We start from the raw sequence: 22,968 nt of genomic DNA on the forward strand, positions 1-22,968 counted from the left end.
AATATTAAACACGGTTTATTAAGGCTATATGTCGTTTAGATTAAGCTTTTGTAAACCCTTCTGTTGATAAGGGGAGGTGGTACTGAAATCTTCAGGTTTTATTTTCTTCGTGTTTTCGTCACTGCGTGGCAAAATATTACTTTTGAGACAGCCCCAGTAAGGAAAATTATCCTCTGTTCTTCTTAAAATTCTCCGCCTGCTCAAAAACTTCCGTATACACTTCGTCCCTTTCTACAGGCGGGTAATTGAATTTATCCAGCAAAAGAATAAGGCCCACCTTTAAAGCTGATTTGATATCGTCTCTTTTATTCCAGTCAGGAAATTTTGCCTGGTCGTCTACCAGTACTTTAACTTTTTTAGCCAGGTCGATTGTTTTATCATCAGGATAGGTGAAATCATATTTTCTGCACAGCTCTTTCAGAATATCATAGAAAGCTTTTTCTTCAAAGTCAATACCAAGCGCATTGCCGGCTGAAAATTCTTTATGCGCTTCCCATATCAGGCTGGTAAGCGCTTCCGCCATTTCTTCATATACTTCCCCGCGAAGGATGTCGTTGGCACTTCTGTCATTATAGCGTTCCACAATCGCCTGCATTTTCTTACTAAAATCTATGCCCTTCACCCTGTTAACTCTCCGCATCTCCTCAATTACCTTTGCCAGTAATTGTTGCAGTAGCTTAATCTTTGTGTTGGGAAGTTTTATCCGGTTGATTTTTGCCAGGTAGTCTTCATCAAATAAGTCCTGCTCCGTAGTTGCTTCGTCTCCCAATTTAAAAATTTCTTCCACGCCGTCGCTTTGCAGGGCATCTTTTATCATTTCCCGAACCTTTGCATTCATCTGCGCTGTATCAGGAGCATTGCCTTTGGTTAGTTTGAAAATAATAGAGCGGATAGCAAGATAAAAATGTGTATGGTCTCTTTCCTGTTGTGCTAGCTTTTCACTACCGGCACAAATATCATAAGCAGCTTTCAGTCGTTGCACCAGTCCCATGAACCGGGTTTCCAGCTCTTTGGTTTGCTGTACAAATTCAGCACCCCTGTTCAGTGTGTAAAGCTGATCCATATTGTTGCCGGTAAAGTAAGGGCTGCTGTCAAATTTATGCATCAGCTTTGCCAGCAGGTCTAAATGATCTCTTACTACTATCAGCGATTTTTCTATATCCTCAAAATTATCTTTATCGCCTTTGCCATATTTTGCCAGCGCCAGGTTCATTTGCTTTTTGATACCGATATAGTCAATCACCAATCCCTTGGTTTTTCCCTCATACTTACGGTTTACCCGTGAAATGGTTTGGATAAGGTTATGCTGCTGAATGGGCTTATCAATATAAATGCTGTCCAGGAAGGGCACATCAAAACCGGTGAGCCACATATCCACCACTATAGCAATTTTAAAATTTGACTTTGAATTCTTGAATTGCCTGTCCAGCTCTTTCCGGTAATCTTTGGTTCCTAATAAATCGTACAATTCTTTTGTATCGTCCTTTCCGCGGGTCATTACCATTTTAATACGCTCTATAGGCTTCAATTCCTTCCGGTCTTTCTCCGTTAATTCTGCACCTTCTTCTGCTTCCAGTATTTCGTTCCACTCCGGACGAAGCGTAATGATATTTTTAAAAAGCGCGTAAGCAATTTCACGGCTGCTGCTTACAAACATGGCTTTGCCTTTAACAGTTGCTCCCTCGGCAACTCGCTTTTCGTAATGTTTTACAAAATCTTCCGCAACGGCTTTCAGCCTTTTAGGATCGCCGAGTATAGCATACATGCTGGCGGTTTCTTCTTTACTCTTGTCTACCTGGTATTCATTCGCTCCGGCTTCAGCCGCCTCTTCATAATAACGTTCAATTTTTTCCAGCTCTGCATTATTCAACGCTACTTTCGCAGCCCTGCCTTCGTATACGATCCGCACAGTAATATCATCTCTTACCGATTCTGTCATAGTATAGGCGTCTACCACTTTGCCAAACACATCCAGCGTAGCATCTACCGGCGTGCCGGTAAAGCCTACATAAGTGGCATTGGGCAGGGAATCGTGCAGGTATTTGGCAAAGCCAAAAGTTTTGCTCACACCCTTTTCCGTTACTTTTATTTTTTGATCCAGGTTGGTCTGGCTCCGGTGGGCTTCATCTGAAATGCAGATCACATTGCTTCTGCCGGTTAGCAGCTCTGTGTCTTCGGTAAACTTATGTATGGTGGTGAGAAATACCCCGCCGCTTTGCCTGCCCTGCAGTTTTGCCCGCAGGCCGGCACGGCTTTCCACGCTTTCTATATTGTTATCACCAATAAATTTTTTTGCATTGATAAATTGTGTTGAAAGCTGATCATCCAGGTCGGTTCTGTCGGTAATTAAAACAATGGTAGGACTTTCAAAATACTCGCTCTTCATCAGCAACCGGGTAAGGAACAGCATGGTATAGCTTTTACCACAACCGGTAGCGCCAAAATAAGTACCGCCTTTTCCATCACCCTCAGGTTTTTGCGCCAGCTTAATGCTTTCGTACAACGCTTTTGCCGCATAGTACTGCGGGTAGCGGCAAACAATTTTTTCTTCTTTTTTTGAATTGTCGGGCAGGTAAATAAAGTTGCGGATGATATCGCAAAAGCGGGCCTTGTGAAACATGCCCTGTATGAGGGTGAACATACTGTCAATACCATCCACTTCGCCTGCCGGGCCGGCTACCCTGCGCCATGCATAATAAAAATCGTAAGGCGCGAAAAAGGAACCGGCTTTGTTGTTCACACCATCGCTGATCACACAAAAAGCATTGTACTTAAACAGTTCGGGAATATCCCGGCGATACCGTACCGTTAACTGTTTAAAAGCGTCATGGATGGTTGTATCCTCATTGATGGCAGTTTTAAATTCAAGCACCACCAGCGGCAGGCCATTTACATACACAATACCATCAGGGATGCGTTTTTCGGCGCCGGTAATTTCCAGTTGCGTTACAAAGCGGTAAATATTATTGTCTTTGCCATAATTTTCAGTTGCTTCGGCAGCTATTGTCATCAACTGATCTTCCGGTGGCTGAATATGCTTGCTTAATGCAGCGTAATCAATCAACTGAATATAAATATCTTTCTGTCGCCGGTCTTCCCTTTTAAGGATAAACCCGTCCGATAGCATCCGCAAAAAGGTTTTATTGCTTTCGTACAGGTCGGAGGCAGGGAGCGATTTCAGTTGCAGGATGACGGAGTTGATCTCATTCAATGTAATACCTTCATGCCCGTATTGCTGTAACAGGAAGCCGCGCAGATCTTCCTCCAACAACACTTCCTCCGGCTGGCGGTTAAGCGTAATACCCGGGCAATGCGGGTAGCCCTGCTGCGCCAGCAGTTCGGTAAATGCTTGTTCGAGTTTGGCTTCTGTAAATTTCATTATCGTGGTTTCAGCTTTTTAATGTCTTGTTCAAGTTCTTTCAGGCTTTGTTCTTTCTCTGTTTCTTTTTGAGCCAAACGATATTTTCCCAGTTCTTCACCCGATTTTTTGAGCGCCATTTCGTGGCTTATTTTGCCTGCATGAGTCAATAGTTCCCTGCCGTTGAGTTGCAGTATGATGTGGAGCCGCTCAATCCAGTCTTTCATATACATAGGCGTACGTTGCTGTGCCATTGTTTCGGCAAAGGCAAGGTATTGTTCCACCAACAGCTCCAGCAGTTTCATTTCATCTTTGTGCAGGTAGTTTTTGGCAATGCTTACGTCTGACTTTTTAATAGCGGCAGCATTCTTTTTGTCGTACGACTGCATACCCAGCAACGGAACGGTAGCATCCACCCTGCGATACACCAGTTCGGCGGCGGTTTGGCGGCTGATGGCCCACAGCAATTTGTTTTGCACCACCTTAAAAAATGTCAGTGTTTTTTCGTCGTTAGGTTCATAGTCAATGCTGGTGCTGTATATATCTTTAATTTTCTGGTAAAAGAAGCGTTCTGACAATCGTATTGCCCTTATACGTTCCTGCAGTTCCGTAAAGTAGTTCATCGAACTTCCGCTCTTAAAGCGGTCGTCATTCAGGGCAAAGCCTTTGATGATGTATTCTTTGAGCCGTTGGGTAGCCCATATACGGAATTGCGTTCCCTGTTGTGATTTTACGCGGTATCCTACGGAAATAATTACGTCAAGATTGTAATAAAACGGGGCTTTCTGCTGAAATTCGGAAATTCCGAATTTCTTTACTGTGACTGCTTCTTCCAGCTCATTTTCCTCATAAATGTTCTTAATATGCTCGTTGATAGTGGATTTGGCCTTACCAAAAAGTGTAGCCATCTGGTCTTGTGTTAGCCAAACGGTTTCCTCTTCCAGGCGTACATCTATTTTGATATCGCCGGAGATATTTTGGTATATGATGATTTCACTACTCATTGGTGCTGGTGTTTTCTTGCTTATTCATTGTGCCTTTAGTGACTCTTTACTTATAAATTTCATTTAGTTTGTACCTTTTTTTGCTTTCAGTTTCGGGGTTCTTGATTGTGGTTTCTTTTCGGGTTCGGTAACCTTAATTAACAAAGGCATTGGAAAATCTACTCCAACCAATAATGCTTCTCCTTCTCCCAATATAGGTAAAAAAGACAATGCACTTCTGTTCGCAGAAGAAGCGGCACTTTCAATTGATTTTTTATCTAATTCATTTATTAAGCGATGAACAATGAACGTTCCCATTTGGCTTAATGTACCAACTGGAATATCCCTTGGCATTTGAGTAGCAAGGCATAGAAACATTCCATACTTTCGGCACTCTTTTGCAATTAAATCAAATGCATCCAGAGTCTGGCTCTCAAAATATTCATCTTTTATGTTTTTATTTAAAAACTGGTGTGCTTCATCTATGACAAGAATTAAAGGATCATTTTTAAATTTATCGCCTCTTGCAAGATTTAATAAAAATGTTGCAAGGGCATTTGCAGTAATTTCCTTTACTGCAAAGGATGACGGAATATTTTCAAAACTTATTCTCAATATTTGATTGGATTTTTCTGATAAGAAACTATTAATCTTATTAACAACAGAAGAGCAGTGAGCAGGAACGTTTTGAAATCCTAATAGATTGTTGAATATTTTAGTATTGATTAAATCTGATATTCTACTAATTAAAGAAGTCTGATAGTCATAGGTTTTGGCATCGTACCCTCCCCATTTTTGTGGATCTTGTACTTTATTTGTATATCCAATGGGATAGATACATTCTTCTTTTATTTGCTCGATCAAATGTGTAATATCAAAGTTGCAGGTATTATCCTCAATTTCCTTTATATGCTTTTGGTAGAATGAATTATATTTTGCTTTCTCCTGGTCTGCCTTTTGTTTTGTATTTGAAGTGAAGGCGGAGTTTTCAGATTTAGCAATTCTCACCATTTTAAGAGAACGAATTGCTTCAAGCAAAACAGGTCTTTGTGATTGTCCTGTTGGGCGAAGAAGAAAAAACAAATCAGGAATTGATAAATCTTGATAAGGGAAATAAGTATCAGTTCCTAATATCAATGAGTTGGTAGTGAGTTTAGAATATTCGCCTGTTGCATCAATGAGAATTACTTTGTTGTCTGTTTTTGAAACTATTTCACTTACTAATTTTGCTATAGTCCAGCTTTTTCCGCCACCAGTTGTTCCTACAACAGCGCAGTGCCTCCCAAAAACAGAGTTTAGAGATACCCGGCAATTAGCATCATTTGAGGTCAGTTTACCTAAATCAGCATAAACGTTTACTTCTACTTCTTCATCTTTTTTCCTACCAAATTCCTTTACATAAGTTTCAATTTGTTCATCAGAACAAGAATATACTTTGGCTCCAATAGTGGGATATTTAGAAACGGTTTTTTCTGTTTTCTGGGGTTCAAATACGCTAAAGCTAAGTAAAAGCTCCGCTTTTCCCGATGGATGAAACGTTGTTTCATCATGCTGGATAGCTTTTTCACTAATAGATTTTTTTTCCCCATCAGGCAATTCAAGTTCAATTATTCTTGCAAGAAACCCAAACTCTTCTCCCTCAATTACAATGAAATTTCCCACATTACCCCCTGCATAAAACACTCCTTTATGAGTAAATTTTTCCAAAAGATTGGACGACGGAAAATGAACTTTCACATATTGGGGAGTAATTTCATTGACATAACCCAAAAAGTAATTATGATTAAAGGGATTCATTGCCTGCTTCTTTAGTTGCTTCTATATATGTATTATTGGTTGGATATTTTTTTGTAAAACTGCTAAATGAATCATAAACAATATTTACGTTACGCTTAATTTGCTTTTTTTCTTCGTCAACAAAAAATGCGCTTAAACCTGCAGTGTCAATTCCTCTGTCCTCTTGCCCAGAGTAGTTTACTATTAAAAGCTGGAAACTTGGATTTTGTTCTACAGCTTCAATGATTACATTTTGAATATGCTTATCCTGAAAACCAAAACCAATTACGATTAGCAGAGTGGTTTCTTTTCTTAAAGCTTGTTGAAATCTCGACATCATTTCAAAATAAGGTTGCTCGTATGAACTTTCATACTTCTCATTCGCCGGATAAATTATTAAAGGTTTTGTTGGCTCATCTTGTTGAACTATGTTATTATTAGAAACATCTTTAAACCAATTTAATGAACCGTGCATCTTATACAAATGAAAAACCTTTGAAGCAAAGCTTTCTTCTTGCTTAACTCTCGTTTTTTCCCTATTTACTATGTCTAAATCAAAATATCTACCCGAAAATTTTCTCGGATGCGTAAATGAAAAGCCGTCTATAACAACAAAACCACTTTGATTTGCAGCCATTTCAAATAACAAATCATAGTTGGTTGTAAAAAGCTTGACTCTTGGATCGTTAGTTTTCCTTGCTGTTAGTTTGTTTAAAAAATCTATATGAGGAGCTTGTGGTTGCAGATTTAGTTTACAGGCCTTGGCTATCTTTGCTTCAAGTGCCGCCCTTAAAATACTTTCGCCTTTTTTGATCTCACCATTAAGTTTTTCATAGAGAATTATATACGAAAGTAATCCCTCAATATCTTTTTTTATATAAAATTCTTTTTTCTTATACTCGCTTATTGAATCGGAAAACGCATCAATTTCAGTTTGACAAAATGACCAAAGGCCCGTTCTCGTTTTTCCACTTGTGTTTGAATCCCCATTATCCATAGAAGTTCCTGCTGCAGCTAATATGACAACATTCTTAAAATGTTTTTTTAGAAATGAATCATAGAAAGATTTCTGCATTTGATAGCATAAGTCTTTGTGGCTTGGTTTGGGGTCAAGAATAGTCTCGACAGGCCTGTCATTGAGATAACAATTATTGTCATCATATGACAAGGTGCGATCGCTTTGAATCAAAATATATTTCGGCGATATTTTTTCTCCCTCCATATGTTTAATTTTCTATTGTCGCTAATTTAGAAAGAAGCAAATCTTTCAGTTCAGATAGCTTTTGGTTTTCCGTTGTTTTCAATAACAAATATTCATATAGTCTAAAAACTTCTTTTTCAAACTTTTCTTTCAATTCTATAGGGGGATCAATTACCATTTGAGCGTCAAAGTCCTTTGTTACCAATGCTCCGAATACTGCTCCAACAGCTTCATTTTTTAGCTTAATCATTGTGCCCAAAGAAAGTTGATGAACGTAAAATGGATGTTCGGCTGTTATTGCATAGCAACTTTGGTTCATTGCCATTTCATATCCTGCAATAGAGATAGCTCCAACTGTTCCTCTTGCTGTTACAAAAACAGTGTTTTTAGGATATAATTTTGTACTGCTATTTTTTAACCCGGTTTCTGTAATTCTTTTTTCAGTTGAAATGGAATAGTAACTATTTGCAACATCTGCCGGCGTAAAAAAAGGAATATCTCCATTCCAATAACTTTCATTATTCGTATCAGGCGTTCCGCCACCACTTAGTTTTACAACTTCTGTAAACGGCTTTTCGCTCCAACCCTCCGGCAAATTTTCCACATCCACTCCATCCACAAACCACTCCCTATAAATCGTTTGTGCCGCTTCTTCTAATTTTTGTATCAGTTGCCGGTTAAGATTAATGCGGCTTTGTATGGTATTGTATTCGGCTACTATTTCGCGTTGTTTATTAATAGTGGGAACGGGTATAAGTGTCTCACATAATTCCTCCCAATCATATCCGCCTCTAATAGCTGCATCACATTTAAAAGTAGCATATCTGTCAAATTCAGGCCTGCGAAACCACATCATCAGGTATTCAGGGTCAAGTGCATTTTTGTCTTTCACTTCAAATACAGGATAGGCAGGGGAAACCAAATTGGGTTCATCATCTAGCTTCAATACAACAGGTAACTTGTTTACCCGGATGGGTGACATAAAGTCACAAGCAAATTGATATTTACTCATTACTTTATAAACCGACATATCAGTTCCAACTACATTTGAAGTAGTTTCTCTAAACTCTTTTGTCATACTTAAACCAAGCAGCTTTGTAACCTTCAAATCAGTATTACGTTTTTCTACCCGTTTTATATGGTCTCCTATAGGCTTATAATTCTTCCGCATACGCTTCACTGGTTTTATATCCCTGGTCGGGGTGGTTATGGGTAAAAGGGTAGCGTTTTTCCAATTTGCCTTCTTTTAACAGTTGCGGTAATATCTTATTCCTGATATAATTTTCAGACTTCCCAAGCTGTTCTGCTATTTCTTCTTTTTTCACATACCTGTCTTTACAAAGGGCAAGGATCATTTGCTCTAATGCTTCTTTTTTCAGGTTTTTGGGTATAGAGGTTGCAACCTTTCTATCAGGGGTGTTAACCTTTTTACCGGAGGTTGCAACCTTTTGGTCGGAGGTTGCAACCTTTTTGTTTGATTTGTATTGATTATCAATGATTTTTGAAGAGGTGTCAACCTTTGCGGAGGTTGCAACCTTTTGGTCAGAGGTTGCAACCTTTTGCTTCAATTTATAGATCGTCCAGCGACCATTGTTGTCGGATATCAAATAACCATCCGTACACAGCTTTTTCAACATCCCGGTGATGTCTGAAGAGTGCATATTAAGCACATATTGTAACCTGTGGTTGGAAATAGAACCTTCTATCAGGCAAAAGGACAAGGCGGTCAGCTCATCCGGAGCAAGTTGGCTGACATCGTCAAAAAACACATTCAGTTCATTGAGCACCTGCTCGGGAATAACACTAAACATGGGTAAGGTGAGCTTCACCCTGTCCGGCTGGTTTTCTAATTCCAGAAACGGTCTTCGCCAATGAGATTCCTGCCACCCGGTCATAATTTTGTCCACCCCACTACCGGCTTTTTCAGCACGGCCTATCAACATAAACATTTGCTGCAAAGCGGGGTTACGACATTCACTTACGCCACCTGCATAGTATTGTTCCAGCGACACGAGAAGCGTGCCCGGATTTGAAAACACAAATTTTTCAGTATCCAGCGCTATGATGATATTTCCGCTTAAAGAATAATCTGTATGAACCAGTGCATTCACAAAAGCTTCGCGAAGCGCAATATGTGTGGGTGATTCATCTATACGTTCGTCTTTGTCCAAACGAAAGGGTTTGGGCAAGGTAGAAGACAATTTTGGCCATACTTTCAGATAAAACTGAAGCAGATTACACTCCCAGGAACCATCAGGATAAATCCGGTCTGTCCAGCGTATTTTCTCATCTGTTGACAAACGTTCCCTGAAATCCGGAAAATAATCGGGTAAGGCTTCCTGTTCTTTAATGCTGTCTTCTTTACCAAACATAAGAAGACCTGCGAGGGTAATGCCTTCCTGTTTTGTTTTTCTGTCACTGCGGTAAGCCGACAGCTTTTTAAGTAATTCAATATCTTCCAGCGCCAGCCACGGGTGCCCGGCACGGGTAGAAGAAAACAATTGCCGGAACTGCCGGATGCTAAGGGGGTCTAAATCATCAATCGTATAATTTTCCAGGATAAGATTGTCTCTTTTCAGTTCAGTACCGGAATCGGCAAGCATTCTCTTTACTTCATCGTCTGTACAGCGGTAATCACCTTCGTGATTTCTTTTATAGGTGTTTCCTAATGGATTCTTTGTAAGGTAAACAGGTCTGTCTGTGCGCCTGGCAAAAGGCACCCTGATAGCCAATAATTTTTTACCCTTAATGTCAATTACTTTAAGGTCTTCATTTTTCAGAAGATTTATGCTTACGGTATTGGGATTATTACATTCGTCCCAAAACTGCTTTTTGTATTGGGTAATTTGTTCATCCGTTAATCCTTCAATAGTAAAAACACCTCTCTTATCTTTAATCCCGATCACAATAATTCCGGTGTTGGTATTAGCAAAGGCGGAGTAAGATTTCCATAATTCTTTGGGGAATCCCTCTTTTCCGGATTTATATTCAATCTCATAATATTCGCCCGGCAAAAATTCACTTTGCAGGAGTTGGTATAATGAATAGTCATCATCAAAGTCAAACAGGTTTAATTGTTTTTCTTTCATTTCAGATCAATTTTATATCCCAGCTTTTCAAAAACACCGAGTAAATCCTTTTTACTTTGTGCTTCGGCTTTCAGCAGTTCGGCAAACGCTGTTTGCAGGGTTTTCATTTTTTCATCAAAGTCAATATGCTCATCACGGTTTACAAACTCAATGTATTTGCTGGGCACCAGCGAAAAATCTTTTTTGGTTATTTCATCCAACGAAGCGGAATAGCAGAATTCGGGAGTGTTTTCAAAAAGCTGCGTTTGCCATTGGTGGTAAGTAGATGCAATTTTTTGAATATCCAAATCTGAAAATTGAGTATATCTTTTTTCAAAAGGTTCACCCATCTGGCGCAAATCCATAAAAAGGATTTCGCCTTTCCTTTCCCGATATTTCCGCTTTATATCACCTACTTGTTTGGTTTGCGCCTTTTTATTCTTGTTGATAATCCATAGCGTAACGCTGATATCTGTGGTGTAGAACAGGTTCCTGGGTAAAACCAGTATCGCTTCCACCAGGTTATTTTCAATCAGCTTACGGCGTATTTTGTATTCTTCGCCACCGCCACTTAATGCACCATTCGCCAATATAAAACCCGCTACACCATTATCACTCAGCTTGCTTACCATGTTCAATATCCAGCCATAGTTGGCGTTGCTTTTGGGCGGCACATCGTAACCCCGCCAGCGGGGATCATCGGTCAGCTCGTTTTCTGCCCGCCAGTCCTTTTGGTTAAATGGCGGGTTCGCCATTATGTAATCAGCTTTTAAATCCTTATGCTGGTCGTTTAAAAAAGTATTAGCAGCTTTCTCACCCAGGTTACCACTAATGCCGCGTATCGCCAGGTTCATTTTAGCCAGCTTATAGGTGGTGTTGGTATATTCCTGTCCGTAAATGCTTATTTCCTTTTTGTTGCCATGGTGCGCTTCAATAAATTTTATACTCTGCACAAACATACCGCCTGAGCCGCAGGCAGGGTCGTAAATGATGCCTTTGTAAGGTTCTATCATTTCGGCAATCAGGTTTACAATGCTTTTAGGCGTGTAAAATTCTCCTTTGCCTTTTCCCTCTGCCAGGGCAAACTTGCTTAGAAAATATTCATATACCCTGCCTACCACATCATTCTGCGGGTCTTTGGTGGTATCAATATCATTAATGGTATCCAGCAGTGAAGCCAGCCGGGTATTGTCGAGCCCCAGCCGGGAAAAATAGTTATCAGGCAGGGCGCCTTTCAATGCTTTGTTGTCTTTTTCAATCGTGTGCAGCGCGGTATCAATAATTAAAGCTATATCGTTCTGCTTCGATTTTTTGATGAGATAAGTCCAGCGGCTGTGCTCTTCCAGAAAGAACACATTGCTCATGTTGTAAAACTCGGGTCTCTCAATATATTTTTCTTTGCCTTCGGCGATAAGCTTTGCGCGGTGGGCTTCAAACTTGTCGCTGGCAAATTTCAGGAATATCAGGCTCAATACCACATGCTTATATTCTGCAGGTTCCACGCTGCCGCGGAGCTTATTGGCTGCATCCCATAAAGTAACTTCAATGGGTTTGCCGGCTGCTATTTTTTGGGCTTTTACAATTGGTTGAATTCCTTTTTTTTCTTTTTTCTTCTCTTTGGACATTGCTGTTTCTTATGTATTAATTATTACTGCTAATATAGCCTTATTCAGAAACAGGCGTTTTTTTATCAGGAATGTAGTTTAACTGAAATCCGCCAAAGAGGGTATAGGCGGAATAGTATTCCGGCTGAATATTGCCATCATTATTCATAAGCAAGGGTTGAAATAGTAATATATCAAATATAATGATTTGACGGGATAGTTCCTACCCGTTACTTCGCATTTACGACACATATATTTTTATTATAGCGAATATCCTGATGATTCTTCAAGATTTTGAAATACAAATACTTAAAAGCAACCGGTCACAAATTGTGATCTTAAACACAGGAAGAGGGAAGCACAGTAAGTACTTACCCTACGCCTTTACCGAACAGGGCGTAGCCATACTTAGCGGTATACTCAACAGCAACAGGGCTATTAAAATGCCCGCCCGGCTAACGCCAGTCGGGCGGGAACATAGCTATTATGCGGGCTTTTGTAGAAGTAAGAAGAGTGCTCCTGCAACAAACAGATATTAAAGAACAGCTCCGGCTGATCCGTGACAGGATTACTGAGCATGATGTACCGCTCAGCCAGATATATGACAGCATAGAAAACCTGTTAGACGAAAAAACCGTACAATGCAACTGGGAAGACAGGGAGAGAATTGGATTTAAAAGTAATACGGCCACCTTTTGGAAATGCCGCTAATCTCTGCTTTGTTTCCCTTTCGTCTTTTAGTTATCCTGTCATCCCCTCAAATGATACGCCTTCGGCTGCACAAAAGCACGAATGCCCTGGTACGACAAAGTGGCGCCCAGCCCGGAGCTTTTGCGCCCCGACCAGGGTAGCCCTGCGCTTACCCTGTCGCAGCAGTTCCAGTAAACAGTACCCGTATCCATCTGCTTCATTACGGCTTCCGCACGGTCAAAATTTTTGGAATATACCGCAGCGGTAAGCCCGTATGGGGTATCTTTCATTAATTCTACGGCTTCCGTGTCGTCTTTTACTTTTTGAATGCCGATAACAGGTCCAAAGGATTCTTCCGTCATCAGCTTCATTTTATGGTTGGCATTAACTACAACAGTAGGCTGAAAAAAATACCCCTGTTGCTGAAGCGCACCACCGCCGAGGAGCAGCTTTCCGCCATTTTCTTCCGCGTCTGCTACCTGCTGCGTTAAAAAACCGATTTGCTCCTTTCTGCTTAAAGGACCTATTTCCGTAGCTTTATCAAGCGGGTCGCCAATCACTAATTTTTTTGCCTTTGCTACAAAAGCAGCTATGAACTTATCATAAATCTTTTCATGCACATATATTCTTTCTACCGCACAGCAGCTCTGCCCGTTATTATACACCGCCCCGTCCAGCGCCGCCGCGGCTACACTGTCCACATCCTCCACATCGTCCATTACGTATAAAGGATCCTTACCGCCAAGCTCTAACTGAACAGGAACTAATTTTGAAGCGGTATGTTCGGCTATGTACCTGCCGGTACGGTAGCTGCCTGTAAAAAAATAACCATGCAGCGGTAATTCCAGCAAGGCCTGCCCTGCCGTGCCCTTTCCGATAATAACCTGGAAAACATTTTCGGGTATGCCTGCCCGGTATAACAGCCGCTGTATATGCAGGCCTGTGAGCGTGGCATATTCGGATGGCTTGTAGAGCACGCCATTACCTCCAATAAGCGCCGGTACAAACACATTTACACCTACCAGGTAGGGATAGTTCCAGGCCGAAATGTTGGCAATAACGCCTAAAGGTTCATACACGATCTTTTCCCTGGTAGCGTCTTCTTCCGTAATCCATTCTTCCGCCAGCCACCTGGCAGAATTTTTTATAAAATATTCCAGTCTTTTGCGTGCGCCGTTCAGCTCATTATACGATTGCTGAAGGGGCTTACCCACTTCCATAGTAAGGGTTTCTGCCAGCTCGTCTTTGTTCTCATCCAAGAACGCATAAAACTTTTCAATACATGCAATTCTTTCTGCTAAAGGCACTGCAGCCCATACGGGCTGACCATCCTTAACCAATTGAAATTTTTTTAAGATCGCTTCGGGTGAATCTTCCGCGATTTCCTGTATCACTTCTTCGGTAGCCGGGTTAATGATCTGCATATTAGTTATTTTAAGGTGGAGGGTGTAAGGCGTAGGGTATAAGCTGTTGCAGGTTGCAGGTTTCAAGGTACAGGTTACAAGGTACAAGTTGCGCGGGTTCGGAAAACCTGCAACCTGTAAAGCTCTCACCACTTACCGCCTGCCACTTATCACTGCTTCAACAAACGCCTCTCTGATATTTTTTACAAAGTTGCTTTTCTGGTCGTTCATTCTTTCGGGATGCCATTGTACCAGGCATAAGAAAGAAGCACCATCCGGGTTTTTTCTTTCCAGCGCCTCCACGATGCCATCGGGCGACAAAGCCGATACAATTAACCCGCTGCCAATGCCATCTGCACTCTGGTGGTGGTTACTGTTTATTATACCTTCCTTTTGCCCGGCAATCTGATGCAGCCAGGAGTCGGGATCTACCTGTATAGCATGGTAACGGTCTTTATCACCAGGTAATTTGGAATGATTGAATTTCCCCCACCGTGGAATATCGGGGATAAGCGTGCCACCGAAAAAAACATTGGCGATCTGCAATCCCCTGCAAATACCCAGCACCGGAACAGCATTGGCTTCGGTATGTTCCAGTATGCTCAGCTCAAACTCATCCCTCTTTTCGCTCACATCATCTTTATAACAATACTCATATAAATCGGGGCGATTGTAAAACCGTGGGTGTACGTCCTCACCGCCGGTAAGCACAATACCATCGCATGCTTTTATTTCCGTGAGATGATTGCTATCAGCACTTAGTTGCTGCACCTCCACATTACCGCCATGCGCCAGTATCCAGCTGCTGTAGTTGGCATACTTACTGCAATCTGTAACCCCTATAACTATTTTCGGTTCTGCCATTATAATGCTTTTAAATACAATTGTTTGAAATCTTCCCTTGATACGGGCCTGGGATTGTTGGGATGGGCAAAGTCCGCAAATGCCAGGTCGGCCAGGGTTTCTATATGTTCTTCTTTTACACCAATATCACGCAGGTGGTGCGGAATTTTTATTTTAGTATTCAAATCAAATAAATACTGCACCACGGCATCACCCGTTTCTTTTTGCAGCTCAAGCGTGCGGGCTATACGTTGAAACTTGCTTTCAAAGCCCGCAATATTAAATTCCATCCCGTAGGGAATATTTACCGCGTTGGCCAACCCGTGATGCGTATCGAGCAACGAGGAAAGCGGATGCGCAAGAGAATGCACCACGCCCAGTCCTTTCTGAAAAGCAATGGCGCCCATCATGGAGCCCAGCAGCATTTTACTTCTCGATTCCAGGTCGGGTTTATTGGTAGCCCTTTCCAGCGATTCATGGATCAGCTTCATGCCTTCCAGCGCTATGCCGTCGCACAGGGGATGGTAATTTTTTGCAAGGAAGGCTTCCATATTATGGGTTAAAGCATCCATGCCGGTAGCGGCGGTAATGGGCGAAGGAATATCCATCGTTAATACCGGGTCGGCAAAAACAATTTTGGCCATCAGCTTGGGAGAGAACAATATCTTTTTCTGGTGGGTTTCATCATCGGCAATAATGGCGCTTCGGCCTACCTCACTTCCGGTGCCGGAAGTGGTTGGCACCGTTATAAAATGCGGCACGTCATTGGTAACATACACATCGCCGCCAATCAAATCATCATATTTAAAAAGATCTTCGCGGTGATGAACACGTAAAACGATAGCCCTGGCCACATCGAGACCCGCACCACCGCCAATGCCTATAATGCTGTCTCTGCCCGTGTTGTCCCAAACTTCCACGCCTTTGTATACATCCGATTTAACAGGATTTTTATGGATATCCGAAAACACTTCCACCGAAATGTTGTGTTTGCGTATATCTTCTACTATACTTTTAAAGAACGGCAACTGCGAAACATTGGGGTCGGTAACAATTAAAGGCGCTTTAAGCCCGTTAGCCTGCAAATAAGCAGGTAATTCTTTTACTGCATTAGCCCCAAAACGAATGGTGGTAGGAAAATTAAACTGATGGATTTTTTCGAATGACATATATCCAATTTGAAATTTGAGATTTAAAATTTGAGATTGTGCACCGGATAAAACCGGCAGGCACAACGTACTAATACACGGAATTACACAAAGAACTTTCTTAAATAGTTACTCACCACGGCGCAACGAATTACCCTGAAACTTGCAACCTGAAACCTGCATCCACTTGCCTTAAGCCCTACTCCTTACACCCGGTCCCTTCTTCCTTAAATGATCTCCAAATACCGCTTCAATTCCCAATCCGTAACCACTTTGGAAAACTGCCGCCATTCCCATTCGCGTGTTCCTGCAAAATGGGCCACAAACTGCTCTCCGAATAATTCTTTGGCCACAGGCGATTGTTTCATAGCCTGTGTAGCCTCCCATAAGTTCGCGGGCAATACGCCGTGTTTGGTATCCGCATAGCCATTACCGGTAGTAGCAGGTATTTGCAGCTTCATTTTTTTGCGGATGCCGTACAACCCCGAAGCCAGGCATGCCGCCATAGCCAGATAAGGATTGGAATCGGACCCCACTACCCTTGTTTCCAGCCTTGTTGATTTTTCGCCGGTTGGCAGGGCCCGCAAAGCTGTTGTACGGTTGTCTATGGCCCAGGTAACGGTAGTAGGGGCCCAGGCGCCTTCCACCAGGCGCTTATAACTGTTAACCGTAGGCGCATACATGGGAAGTATATAAGGCAAACAATGCAACTGCCCCGCTATATAGCTCTCCATTAAAGCACTGATACCGGTTTTGCTTTTTTTGTCGTAGAAAAGATTACGTTTGGCATCGGACGACCACAGGCTCTGGTGCACATGACCGCTGCAACCGGGTAAGTTTTCGCTGAACTTGGCCATGAAAGTGGGAAGCACCCCGTGCCTGAAGCCAATTTCCTTTACACCGCTTTTAAACAATACGGCCCTGTCTGCCGCTTCCAGTATACCGGAATACATAATGGCGGCTTCGTATACACCCGGACCGGTTTCTGTATGAAGCCCCTCGATCGGGATATCAAACTTATTCAGCAAATCGAACAGGTCGTGGAAAAAAGCGCTTTTCTGTGAAGCCCGCAACACCGAATAGCCAAACATGCCATTGGTCATGGGTTTGAGGTCGCGGAACTTCCCGGTATATAATTCGGTGGAGTTATCGAGCAGGTTAAACCATTCAAATTCCTGCGAGCAAAAAGCAATAAAGCCTTCATCATTTGCCTGCCGGTCAATTTTTTTCAATAAGCTCCTCGGGCAAACCGTTGAGCAGTTTCCTTTGCCGTCATCAAAATCGGCCAGGAAAAAAGGCAGGTCGTTCTCCCACGGTATACGCCTGTAGGTTTGAATGTCTACCACCGCAGTAGCGTCCGGGTAACCCGTATGCCATCCGGTAACCGTAGCGTTGTCATAGGCTACGTCGCCTGCATCCCAGCCGAATACCACATCGCAAAAACCAAAGCCGCTACCCGCAATAGACCTGAACTTATCGAAGCTGATAACCTTACCACGCAACACCCCATCAAGGTCGGTTACAGCTAATTTTACTTTTTGAATGTTTTGACCGGAAAGTTGCTGAAGAAGTTCAGTTACTGTTAATTTCTGCGCCATGCATGGATTGTTTTACAAAAAAATGAAACCAAATATAGCTGATAAGAAGAATACCAAAGTAAACCAGGGCAACAGCAATGTTCAGGGTGGTCATAGCGATCAGCGAAATTATGGCAATTATTAAAGCAATAACAGGAAAATATGGATAAAAAGGTACCCTGAACGGCCGATTCAGGCCCGGCTCTCTTTTACGGAGCACTAAAATGGTTATCATAGAAAAAACATACAGGGTAATGGCGCCAAAGCAGGCGACGGTAATAATTTGCCCGGTTTTGCCCGTAAGCAGGGCAATGATCCCGATAACCATATTAATAAGTAATGCGTTGGCAGGGGTTTTAAACTTAGAATGAATGCTGCCAAATGCCTGCGGAATATATTTTACTCTCCCAAATTCAAATGTAGCACGGCCTGCGGCAAGTATAATACCATGAAAGGAAGCCACCAATCCCATTAGCCCTATGGTTATAAGCAGGTGATACAGCCATCCGCTGCTGCCGGTTATTTTTTCCAGGGCCAGCGGAAGAGGCGAATCGGAAGGGGGCGCTCCGGGAGAAGGATATACGATTGCCTCCCAGCCGGCCACACCTACGGAAGACAAAAAGGTTAATATGCATAATACAATGAGGGTAAGGAGGGCCGATCCAAAGCCCAGTAATACATTCCGTTGCGGATTGATGGCTTCCTCCGCCACATTAGCCACGCCTTCAATGGCCAGAAAAAACCAGATGGCAAAGGGAATAGCTGCCCAAACCCCCTTCCACCCAAAGGGAAAGGCATTATGCTGAATATTTTTAAGCTCAAAATGAGGAAGGGTGGCGCCGGCGAAGATCAGCAGCTCCACCACGGCCAGGATGGTAATCACCAGCTCGAAAGTGGCAGCGGCTTTTACGCCGTAAATATTAAGCCCCGTAAAAATAACATAGGCGGTTATGGCAATAACGGTAACGGGCACCTGTGGAAAGAAAATATGAAAATAAGCACCTATGGCCGCGGCGATGGCCGGAGGCGCAAATACAAATTCGATGATCTGCGCCATACCCGCTATAAAACCCGCATCTTTCCCCAGCGCGCGGGTGGCATAATCAAATACACCGCCCGCCTTTGGAATGGCGCATGCCAGCTCGGTATAGGAAAAAGTAAACGTAATATAAAGAACAATGATAAGTAAGGTAGCCAGCGCTAACCCGTACGTGCCTCCCGCCGCAAGACCCAGGTTCCAACCAAAATACATACCCGAAATAACATATCCTACGCCCAGTCCCCAAAGCATTAGCGGGCCTAAGGTACGGGGTAAATGAGCGCCGGTTGAGGGTTGCTGCGAAGAAGAAGCCATAGCTGAACTTATGCGCTGAAGGTAATAAAATATGCCGGAATTTTATTACATTGGAACTATGAAAAACACCCTGCTCTACCTGCTAACGCTGTGCTGCTTTTTGCGTATACATGCACAGCAGCCCGCCCGGTACGCTGTGCTCCTGCACGAAATTATGGCCAACCCTCCTGTATCATCTCCCGTATTGCCGGATAGCAAGTACATTGAACTTTATAACGCTTCCCCAAATGCATATGATCTTTATGAATGGAAGATCAGCGATGGCGGCAATACTGCTGTAATTAAAGAGCATTTTATATTGCTCCCGGATAATTTTGTGATCATTTGCCCAACAAGTGGTGCGCAGGCGCTTTCAGCTTTCGGCTCCACTATTGGAGTTAGCCGTTTTCCCGCCTTACGGGTTAACAGCGATATGGTCTGGCTTTTGTCGGATGAGGATATTGTAATACATGCTGTACAATACAACCGTACCTGGTATGAGAACGACGTAAAAAGTGCCGGCGGGTGGTCGTTAGAAATGATGGATACAAAAAATCCCTGCAGCGGTAGCAGCAACTGGAAAGCCAGCGCAGATGCCAGGGGCGGAACACCCGGAGCGGCTAATTCCATAGCAGGGAATAATAAAGATGAAACAGCACCGCAGTTGCTGCGCGCCTATGCAACAGACAGCCTGCACGTACTGCTGGTATTTGATGAATCATTAGACAGCCTGCAGGCCGCAGTAAAAGCAAACTATATATGCAGCGATGGCGTGATCATTGAACAGGCAGCGCCACAGCCGCCTTTCTTTAACACCGTGCAACTAAAACCGGATAAGCCGCTTGCAAAAAATAAAATATACACCCTGCAGGTGAAAAATGTATCCGATTGCAGCGGCAATATTATCAATCCTTCTGCTGTAAAAGCAGGCAGGGATGAGATGCCTGAAACGGGGGATATAGTAATTAATGAAATCCTTTTTAATCCTCCTGCAAACGGGTCAGACTATGTGGAATTGTATAACCGCAGCAACCACATCATCAGCGCCAAAACATTGTATATGGCCAACAGGAACAGTGCGGGTAATATAAATAGCATGAAGCAGCTTGGCAGTGAAGACCTTTTGATTTTCCCCGGCGACTTTATAGTTATTACGGATAACGTCGTGGCGGTTAAAGAGCAATTCCTGGTGAAAACGCCAGGCGCTCTTATAGAAATAACAACTATGCCGTCTTACCCAAATGCCTCCGGCACCGTAGTATTATTGAATACCTTGGGTGAAGTAATAGATGAGCTGCGGTATGATGAAAAATGGCATTTTGAACTTATTGCTGACTACAAAGGCGTATCGCTGGAAAGAATAGATTATAACCTGCCAACGCAGGATAAAAACAACTGGCATTCCGCTGCCGCCGACGCAGGATATGGAACGCCCACTTATCAAAATTCGCAGTTCAAAGCCAATGAACAGTTGCAGGGGGAAATCAATATTAGTCCCGGCATTTTTTCGCCCGATAATGACGGGCATGATGATTTTCTTACCATTACTTACCGCTTTCCCGAGCCGGGCTATGTATGCAATATTACCGTGTTTGACGCCCGCGGCAGAACCATCCGTTACTTAGTACGTAATGGCATTTGCGGAACCGAAGGCTATTTCAGGTGGGACGGGCTGGATGAAAAAAATCAACAAACAAGCATGGGTATTTATATTATACTAACGGAAGTGTATAGCCTAAATGGAAGAACAAAAAAATTTAAGCAGGCGGTAACATTGGCGAGGCTGAGACAATAAGACTGCAAAACACGAGGCATGCTTTGCGGCGATGGGCTTCACAACCGGGCTATTGATAAAATTAAATCTGAAGCCGGAATCCCGCACATGCGGGACGAAATCCGGAGGAATGCAAAGCACCAAAAAAATCAAAAAACAAGAACCAAATAAAATTCAAATTTCAATCTCAAATAAAATACAGATGGATTCTTCCCTGCCACGGTGGACGGGCTGCCAGTGACACATCATTTCCGCTTCCTCCTTCATCACTGATCCGTCATTTATATGACCATAATGCCGACATTTGCGTGTAAAATAGCGAGGGACATGAGGAAAGAGAAAAGGAAGGTCACTAAGCGACTTTATGCTACTATTACCGGCGCTTAAAAATTCAGCCTTCCCTTTATCCCGCATCCTGTTATTTATTATCCGTAATCGTATAAATCTTAACAGTGAACCAACGGCAACTTTTTTTACAGCATGTAGCACAAACTTCGGATGCGCCACTGGCGCTTGAAATTGTAAAAGCGGAAGGATACACCCTGTGGGATGTAAATGGCAAGGCATTCACAGACCTGATTGCCGGTATCAGCGTATGCAATATTGGTCACCGGCACCCGGCCGTTACGGAAGCAATAAAAAAGCAGGTGGATCAATACCTGCACCTGCTTGTATATGGCGAACTTGTTGAAACGCCACAGGTGGCCTATGCACATTATCTTACACAACATCTGCCCGCTTCATTGAACTCGGTGTATTTTACCAACTCGGGCGCCGAAGCCACGGAAGGCGCTATGAAGCTGGCCAAGCGCTATACCAACAGAACACAGATCATCGCCTTTAATCAATCGTACCACGGATCAACGCAGGGTGCGTTAAGTATCATTGGAGATGAATACTGGCGCAACGCCTACCGGCCTTTATTGCCCGGCATTTTGCATCTCAACTATAATTCATTTGATGACCTTGAGCATATTACCACAGCAACAGCCTGTGTTATTGCCGAAACCGCGCAGGCGGAACGCGGCGTTATTGCTCCTTCCAAAGCGTGGATGCAGGCGTTGCGCGAAAAATGTACGAACACCGGCTGCCTGCTGGTATTGGACGAAATTCAAACCGGCTTTGGCAGAACGGGTAGCCTGTGGGGCTTTGAACAGTGGGAAATAATACCTGATATTGTTTTGCTGGGCAAAGCGCTGGGCGGCGGAATGCCTTTGGGCGCCTTTGTTGCAGATAAGCAACTGATGTGGAGCCTTACAAGCAACCCCGTTCTCGGGCATATTACTACATTCGGCGGGCACCCGGTTAGCTGTGCTGCCGGACTGGCCGCCATGAAGGCTTTGCAGGAAGAAAAGATGATAACAACGATAAGGATTAAAGAAAATCTTTTCCTTTCCTTACTGAAGCATCCTCACATTAAAGCTGTGCGTTCAGCGGGCTTACTGATTGCTGTTGAATTTGAAAGCTTCGAAATAAACAAGGCCGTTATTGACCGGTGCATTGAAAACGGCGTTCTTACCGACTGGTTTTTATTTGCCCCGCAATGTATGCGTATCGCTCCCCCGCTTAATATCAGCAATGAAGCAATCATTAAAGCCTGCGAAACTATTATAGCCGCTATTAACAAAGTATAGGCGCTACCGCTCCTGTCTTACAGCGGATAGCTTGTTGGGTTTTGAAAATAAATGTAATACATTCACATTTTCAGGAACAAATGAATTATGAACGATAACAGAGCGGTTATTGAAAAGTTTTACACTTCTTTTCAGCGTTTGAACGCTGGCGGAATGAATGCCTGCTACAGCGATGATATCATTTTCAGCGACCCGGTATTTGGTCTCTTAAAAGGTGACGATGTAAAAGTAATGTGGGAAATGCTTTGTACGAATGCAAAAGATTTTTCGCTCAGCTTTTCCGATATTGAATTGCTCGATGAAGGGTATGCTACCTGCAAATGGAAAGCCACCTATACCTTTTCCAAAACAGGACGTAAGGTAACAAACAATATTAAAGCCTTTATGCGTTTAAAAGACGGAAAGATCATTGAGCACAGCGACGCTTTCAGGCTCAGCACCTGGCTGGCGCAGGCTTTTGGATGGAAAGGTGTATTGTTTGGCTGGACGGGCTTTATGAAAAGAGCCGTACAAAAAACTGCCCGGAAAAACCTGATCCGGTTCATATCAACGCATTATCCTGATCCGGAAACGTAA

The 22,968-nt window shown here is 43.0% G+C and carries 16 protein-coding genes; 4 read left to right on the top strand and 12 right to left on the bottom strand.

Annotation, left to right across the window (positions count from 1 at the left end; all coding sequences use genetic code 11):
* Positions 1 to 166: 166 nt before the first annotated feature.
* The 7 genes from PLE34_RS03125 to PLE34_RS03155 form a co-directional block, all read right to left on the bottom strand.
* Positions 167 to 3,379, bottom strand: a complete 3,213-nt coding sequence (locus PLE34_RS03125) for a type I restriction endonuclease subunit R (protein ID WP_324554128.1) — start codon at positions 3,377 to 3,379, stop codon at positions 167 to 169.
* On the bottom strand, positions 3,379 to 4,362 hold the full coding sequence (gene rhuM, locus PLE34_RS03130) for a RhuM family protein (protein WP_324554130.1): 984 nt from the start codon (positions 4,360 to 4,362) through the stop codon (positions 3,379 to 3,381). The genes PLE34_RS03125 and rhuM overlap by 1 nt, the downstream gene beginning before the upstream one ends.
* Before the next feature lie 63 nt (positions 4,363 to 4,425).
* On the bottom strand, positions 4,426 to 6,138 hold the full coding sequence (locus PLE34_RS03135) for an ATP-binding protein (RefSeq protein WP_324554132.1): 1,713 nt from the start codon (positions 6,136 to 6,138) through the stop codon (positions 4,426 to 4,428).
* A complete protein-coding gene (locus PLE34_RS03140) occupies positions 6,125 to 7,339 on the bottom strand; it encodes an SIR2 family protein (protein ID WP_324554134.1) in 1,215 nt (404 codons plus the stop codon). The genes PLE34_RS03135 and PLE34_RS03140 overlap by 14 nt, the downstream gene beginning before the upstream one ends.
* 4 nt (positions 7,340 to 7,343) lie before the next feature.
* Positions 7,344 to 8,489: a restriction endonuclease subunit S gene (locus PLE34_RS03145; protein WP_324554136.1), complete on the bottom strand. Its 1,146-nt coding sequence runs from the start codon at positions 8,487 to 8,489 to the stop codon at positions 7,344 to 7,346.
* Positions 8,473 to 10,407, bottom strand: a complete 1,935-nt coding sequence (locus PLE34_RS03150) for a DUF8451 domain-containing protein (protein WP_324554138.1) — start codon at positions 10,405 to 10,407, stop codon at positions 8,473 to 8,475. Before PLE34_RS03150 ends, PLE34_RS03145 begins: the two co-directional genes overlap by 17 nt.
* Positions 10,404 to 12,011, bottom strand: coding sequence for a type I restriction-modification system subunit M (locus tag PLE34_RS03155; RefSeq protein WP_324554140.1), 1,608 nt, complete (start codon positions 12,009 to 12,011; stop codon positions 10,404 to 10,406). Before PLE34_RS03155 ends, PLE34_RS03150 begins: the two co-directional genes overlap by 4 nt.
* Positions 12,012 to 12,476: 465 nt before the next feature.
* Here PLE34_RS03155 and PLE34_RS03165 point away from each other — a divergent pair, with 465 nt between their 5' ends.
* Positions 12,477 to 12,701 carry a hypothetical protein gene (locus PLE34_RS03165; RefSeq protein ID WP_324554484.1) on the top strand — a complete coding sequence of 75 codons (225 nt, stop codon included), beginning with the start codon at positions 12,477 to 12,479 and terminating at the stop codon, positions 12,699 to 12,701.
* A gap of 38 nt (positions 12,702 to 12,739) precedes the next feature.
* Here PLE34_RS03165 and PLE34_RS03170 read toward each other — a convergent pair whose 3' ends face one another.
* The 5 genes from PLE34_RS03170 to eat all read right to left on the bottom strand — a co-directional run bounded on the left by PLE34_RS03170 (position 12,740) and on the right by eat (position 19,005).
* Positions 12,740 to 14,104 (bottom strand): aldehyde dehydrogenase family protein, encoded by a 1,365-nt coding sequence (locus PLE34_RS03170; protein ID WP_324554144.1) that lies wholly within the window; start codon positions 14,102 to 14,104, stop codon positions 12,740 to 12,742.
* 132 nt (positions 14,105 to 14,236) lie between these two features.
* On the bottom strand, positions 14,237 to 14,947 hold the full coding sequence (locus tag PLE34_RS03175) for a gamma-glutamyl-gamma-aminobutyrate hydrolase family protein (RefSeq protein WP_324554146.1): 711 nt from the start codon (positions 14,945 to 14,947) through the stop codon (positions 14,237 to 14,239).
* Positions 14,947 to 16,095: an iron-containing alcohol dehydrogenase gene (locus tag PLE34_RS03180; protein WP_324554148.1), complete on the bottom strand. Its 1,149-nt coding sequence runs from the start codon at positions 16,093 to 16,095 to the stop codon at positions 14,947 to 14,949. The genes PLE34_RS03175 and PLE34_RS03180 overlap by 1 nt, the downstream gene beginning before the upstream one ends.
* Before the next feature lie 206 nt (positions 16,096 to 16,301).
* A complete protein-coding gene (locus PLE34_RS03185; RefSeq protein WP_324554149.1) occupies positions 16,302 to 17,672 on the bottom strand; it encodes a glutamine synthetase family protein in 1,371 nt (456 codons plus the stop codon).
* A complete protein-coding gene (gene eat, locus PLE34_RS03190; protein WP_324554151.1) occupies positions 17,647 to 19,005 on the bottom strand; it encodes an ethanolamine permease in 1,359 nt (452 codons plus the stop codon). Before eat ends, PLE34_RS03185 begins: the two co-directional genes overlap by 26 nt.
* Positions 19,006 to 19,063: 58 nt before the next feature.
* Here eat and PLE34_RS03195 point away from each other — a divergent pair, with 58 nt between their 5' ends.
* The 3 genes from PLE34_RS03195 to PLE34_RS03205 all read left to right on the top strand — a co-directional run bounded on the left by PLE34_RS03195 (position 19,064) and on the right by PLE34_RS03205 (position 22,968).
* Positions 19,064 to 20,779 (top strand): lamin tail domain-containing protein, encoded by a 1,716-nt coding sequence (locus PLE34_RS03195; protein WP_324554153.1) that lies wholly within the window; start codon positions 19,064 to 19,066, stop codon positions 20,777 to 20,779.
* A gap of 431 nt (positions 20,780 to 21,210) precedes the next feature.
* Positions 21,211 to 22,392: an aspartate aminotransferase family protein gene (locus PLE34_RS03200; RefSeq protein WP_324554155.1), complete on the top strand. Its 1,182-nt coding sequence runs from the start codon at positions 21,211 to 21,213 to the stop codon at positions 22,390 to 22,392.
* An 87-nt stretch (positions 22,393 to 22,479) separates the two neighbouring features.
* Positions 22,480 to 22,968: a nuclear transport factor 2 family protein gene (locus PLE34_RS03205; RefSeq protein WP_324554157.1), complete on the top strand. Its 489-nt coding sequence runs from the start codon at positions 22,480 to 22,482 to the stop codon at positions 22,966 to 22,968.

The organism is Agriterribacter sp., from assembly GCF_035445465.1.
Lineage (GTDB): Bacteria > Bacteroidota > Bacteroidia > Chitinophagales > Chitinophagaceae > Agriterribacter.

Bases quoted from the DNA above. Each gene is read 5' to 3' on its own strand.
- PLE34_RS03125 (WP_324554128.1), bottom strand. From the start codon at position 3,379: ATGAAATTTACAGAAGCCAAACTCGAACAAGCATTTACCGAACTGCTG.
- rhuM (WP_324554130.1), bottom strand. From the start codon at position 4,362: ATGAGTAGTGAAATCATCATATACCAAAATATCTCCGGCGATATCAAA.
- PLE34_RS03135 (WP_324554132.1), bottom strand. From the start codon at position 6,138: ATGAATCCCTTTAATCATAATTACTTTTTGGGTTATGTCAATGAAATT.
- PLE34_RS03140 (WP_324554134.1), bottom strand. From the start codon at position 7,339: ATGGAGGGAGAAAAAATATCGCCGAAATATATTTTGATTCAAAGCGAT.
- PLE34_RS03145 (WP_324554136.1), bottom strand. From the start codon at position 8,489: ATGCGGAAGAATTATAAGCCTATAGGAGACCATATAAAACGGGTAGAA.
- PLE34_RS03150 (WP_324554138.1), bottom strand. From the start codon at position 10,407: ATGAAAGAAAAACAATTAAACCTGTTTGACTTTGATGATGACTATTCA.
- PLE34_RS03155 (WP_324554140.1), bottom strand. From the start codon at position 12,011: ATGTCCAAAGAGAAGAAAAAAGAAAAAAAAGGAATTCAACCAATTGTA.
- PLE34_RS03165 (WP_324554484.1), top strand. From the start codon at position 12,477: ATGCGGGCTTTTGTAGAAGTAAGAAGAGTGCTCCTGCAACAAACAGAT.
- PLE34_RS03170 (WP_324554144.1), bottom strand. From the start codon at position 14,104: ATGCAGATCATTAACCCGGCTACCGAAGAAGTGATACAGGAAATCGCG.
- PLE34_RS03175 (WP_324554146.1), bottom strand. From the start codon at position 14,947: ATGGCAGAACCGAAAATAGTTATAGGGGTTACAGATTGCAGTAAGTAT.
- PLE34_RS03180 (WP_324554148.1), bottom strand. From the start codon at position 16,095: ATGTCATTCGAAAAAATCCATCAGTTTAATTTTCCTACCACCATTCGT.
- PLE34_RS03185 (WP_324554149.1), bottom strand. From the start codon at position 17,672: ATGGCGCAGAAATTAACAGTAACTGAACTTCTTCAGCAACTTTCCGGT.
- eat (WP_324554151.1), bottom strand. From the start codon at position 19,005: ATGGCTTCTTCTTCGCAGCAACCCTCAACCGGCGCTCATTTACCCCGT.
- PLE34_RS03195 (WP_324554153.1), top strand. From the start codon at position 19,064: ATGAAAAACACCCTGCTCTACCTGCTAACGCTGTGCTGCTTTTTGCGT.
- PLE34_RS03205 (WP_324554157.1), top strand. From the start codon at position 22,480: ATGAACGATAACAGAGCGGTTATTGAAAAGTTTTACACTTCTTTTCAG.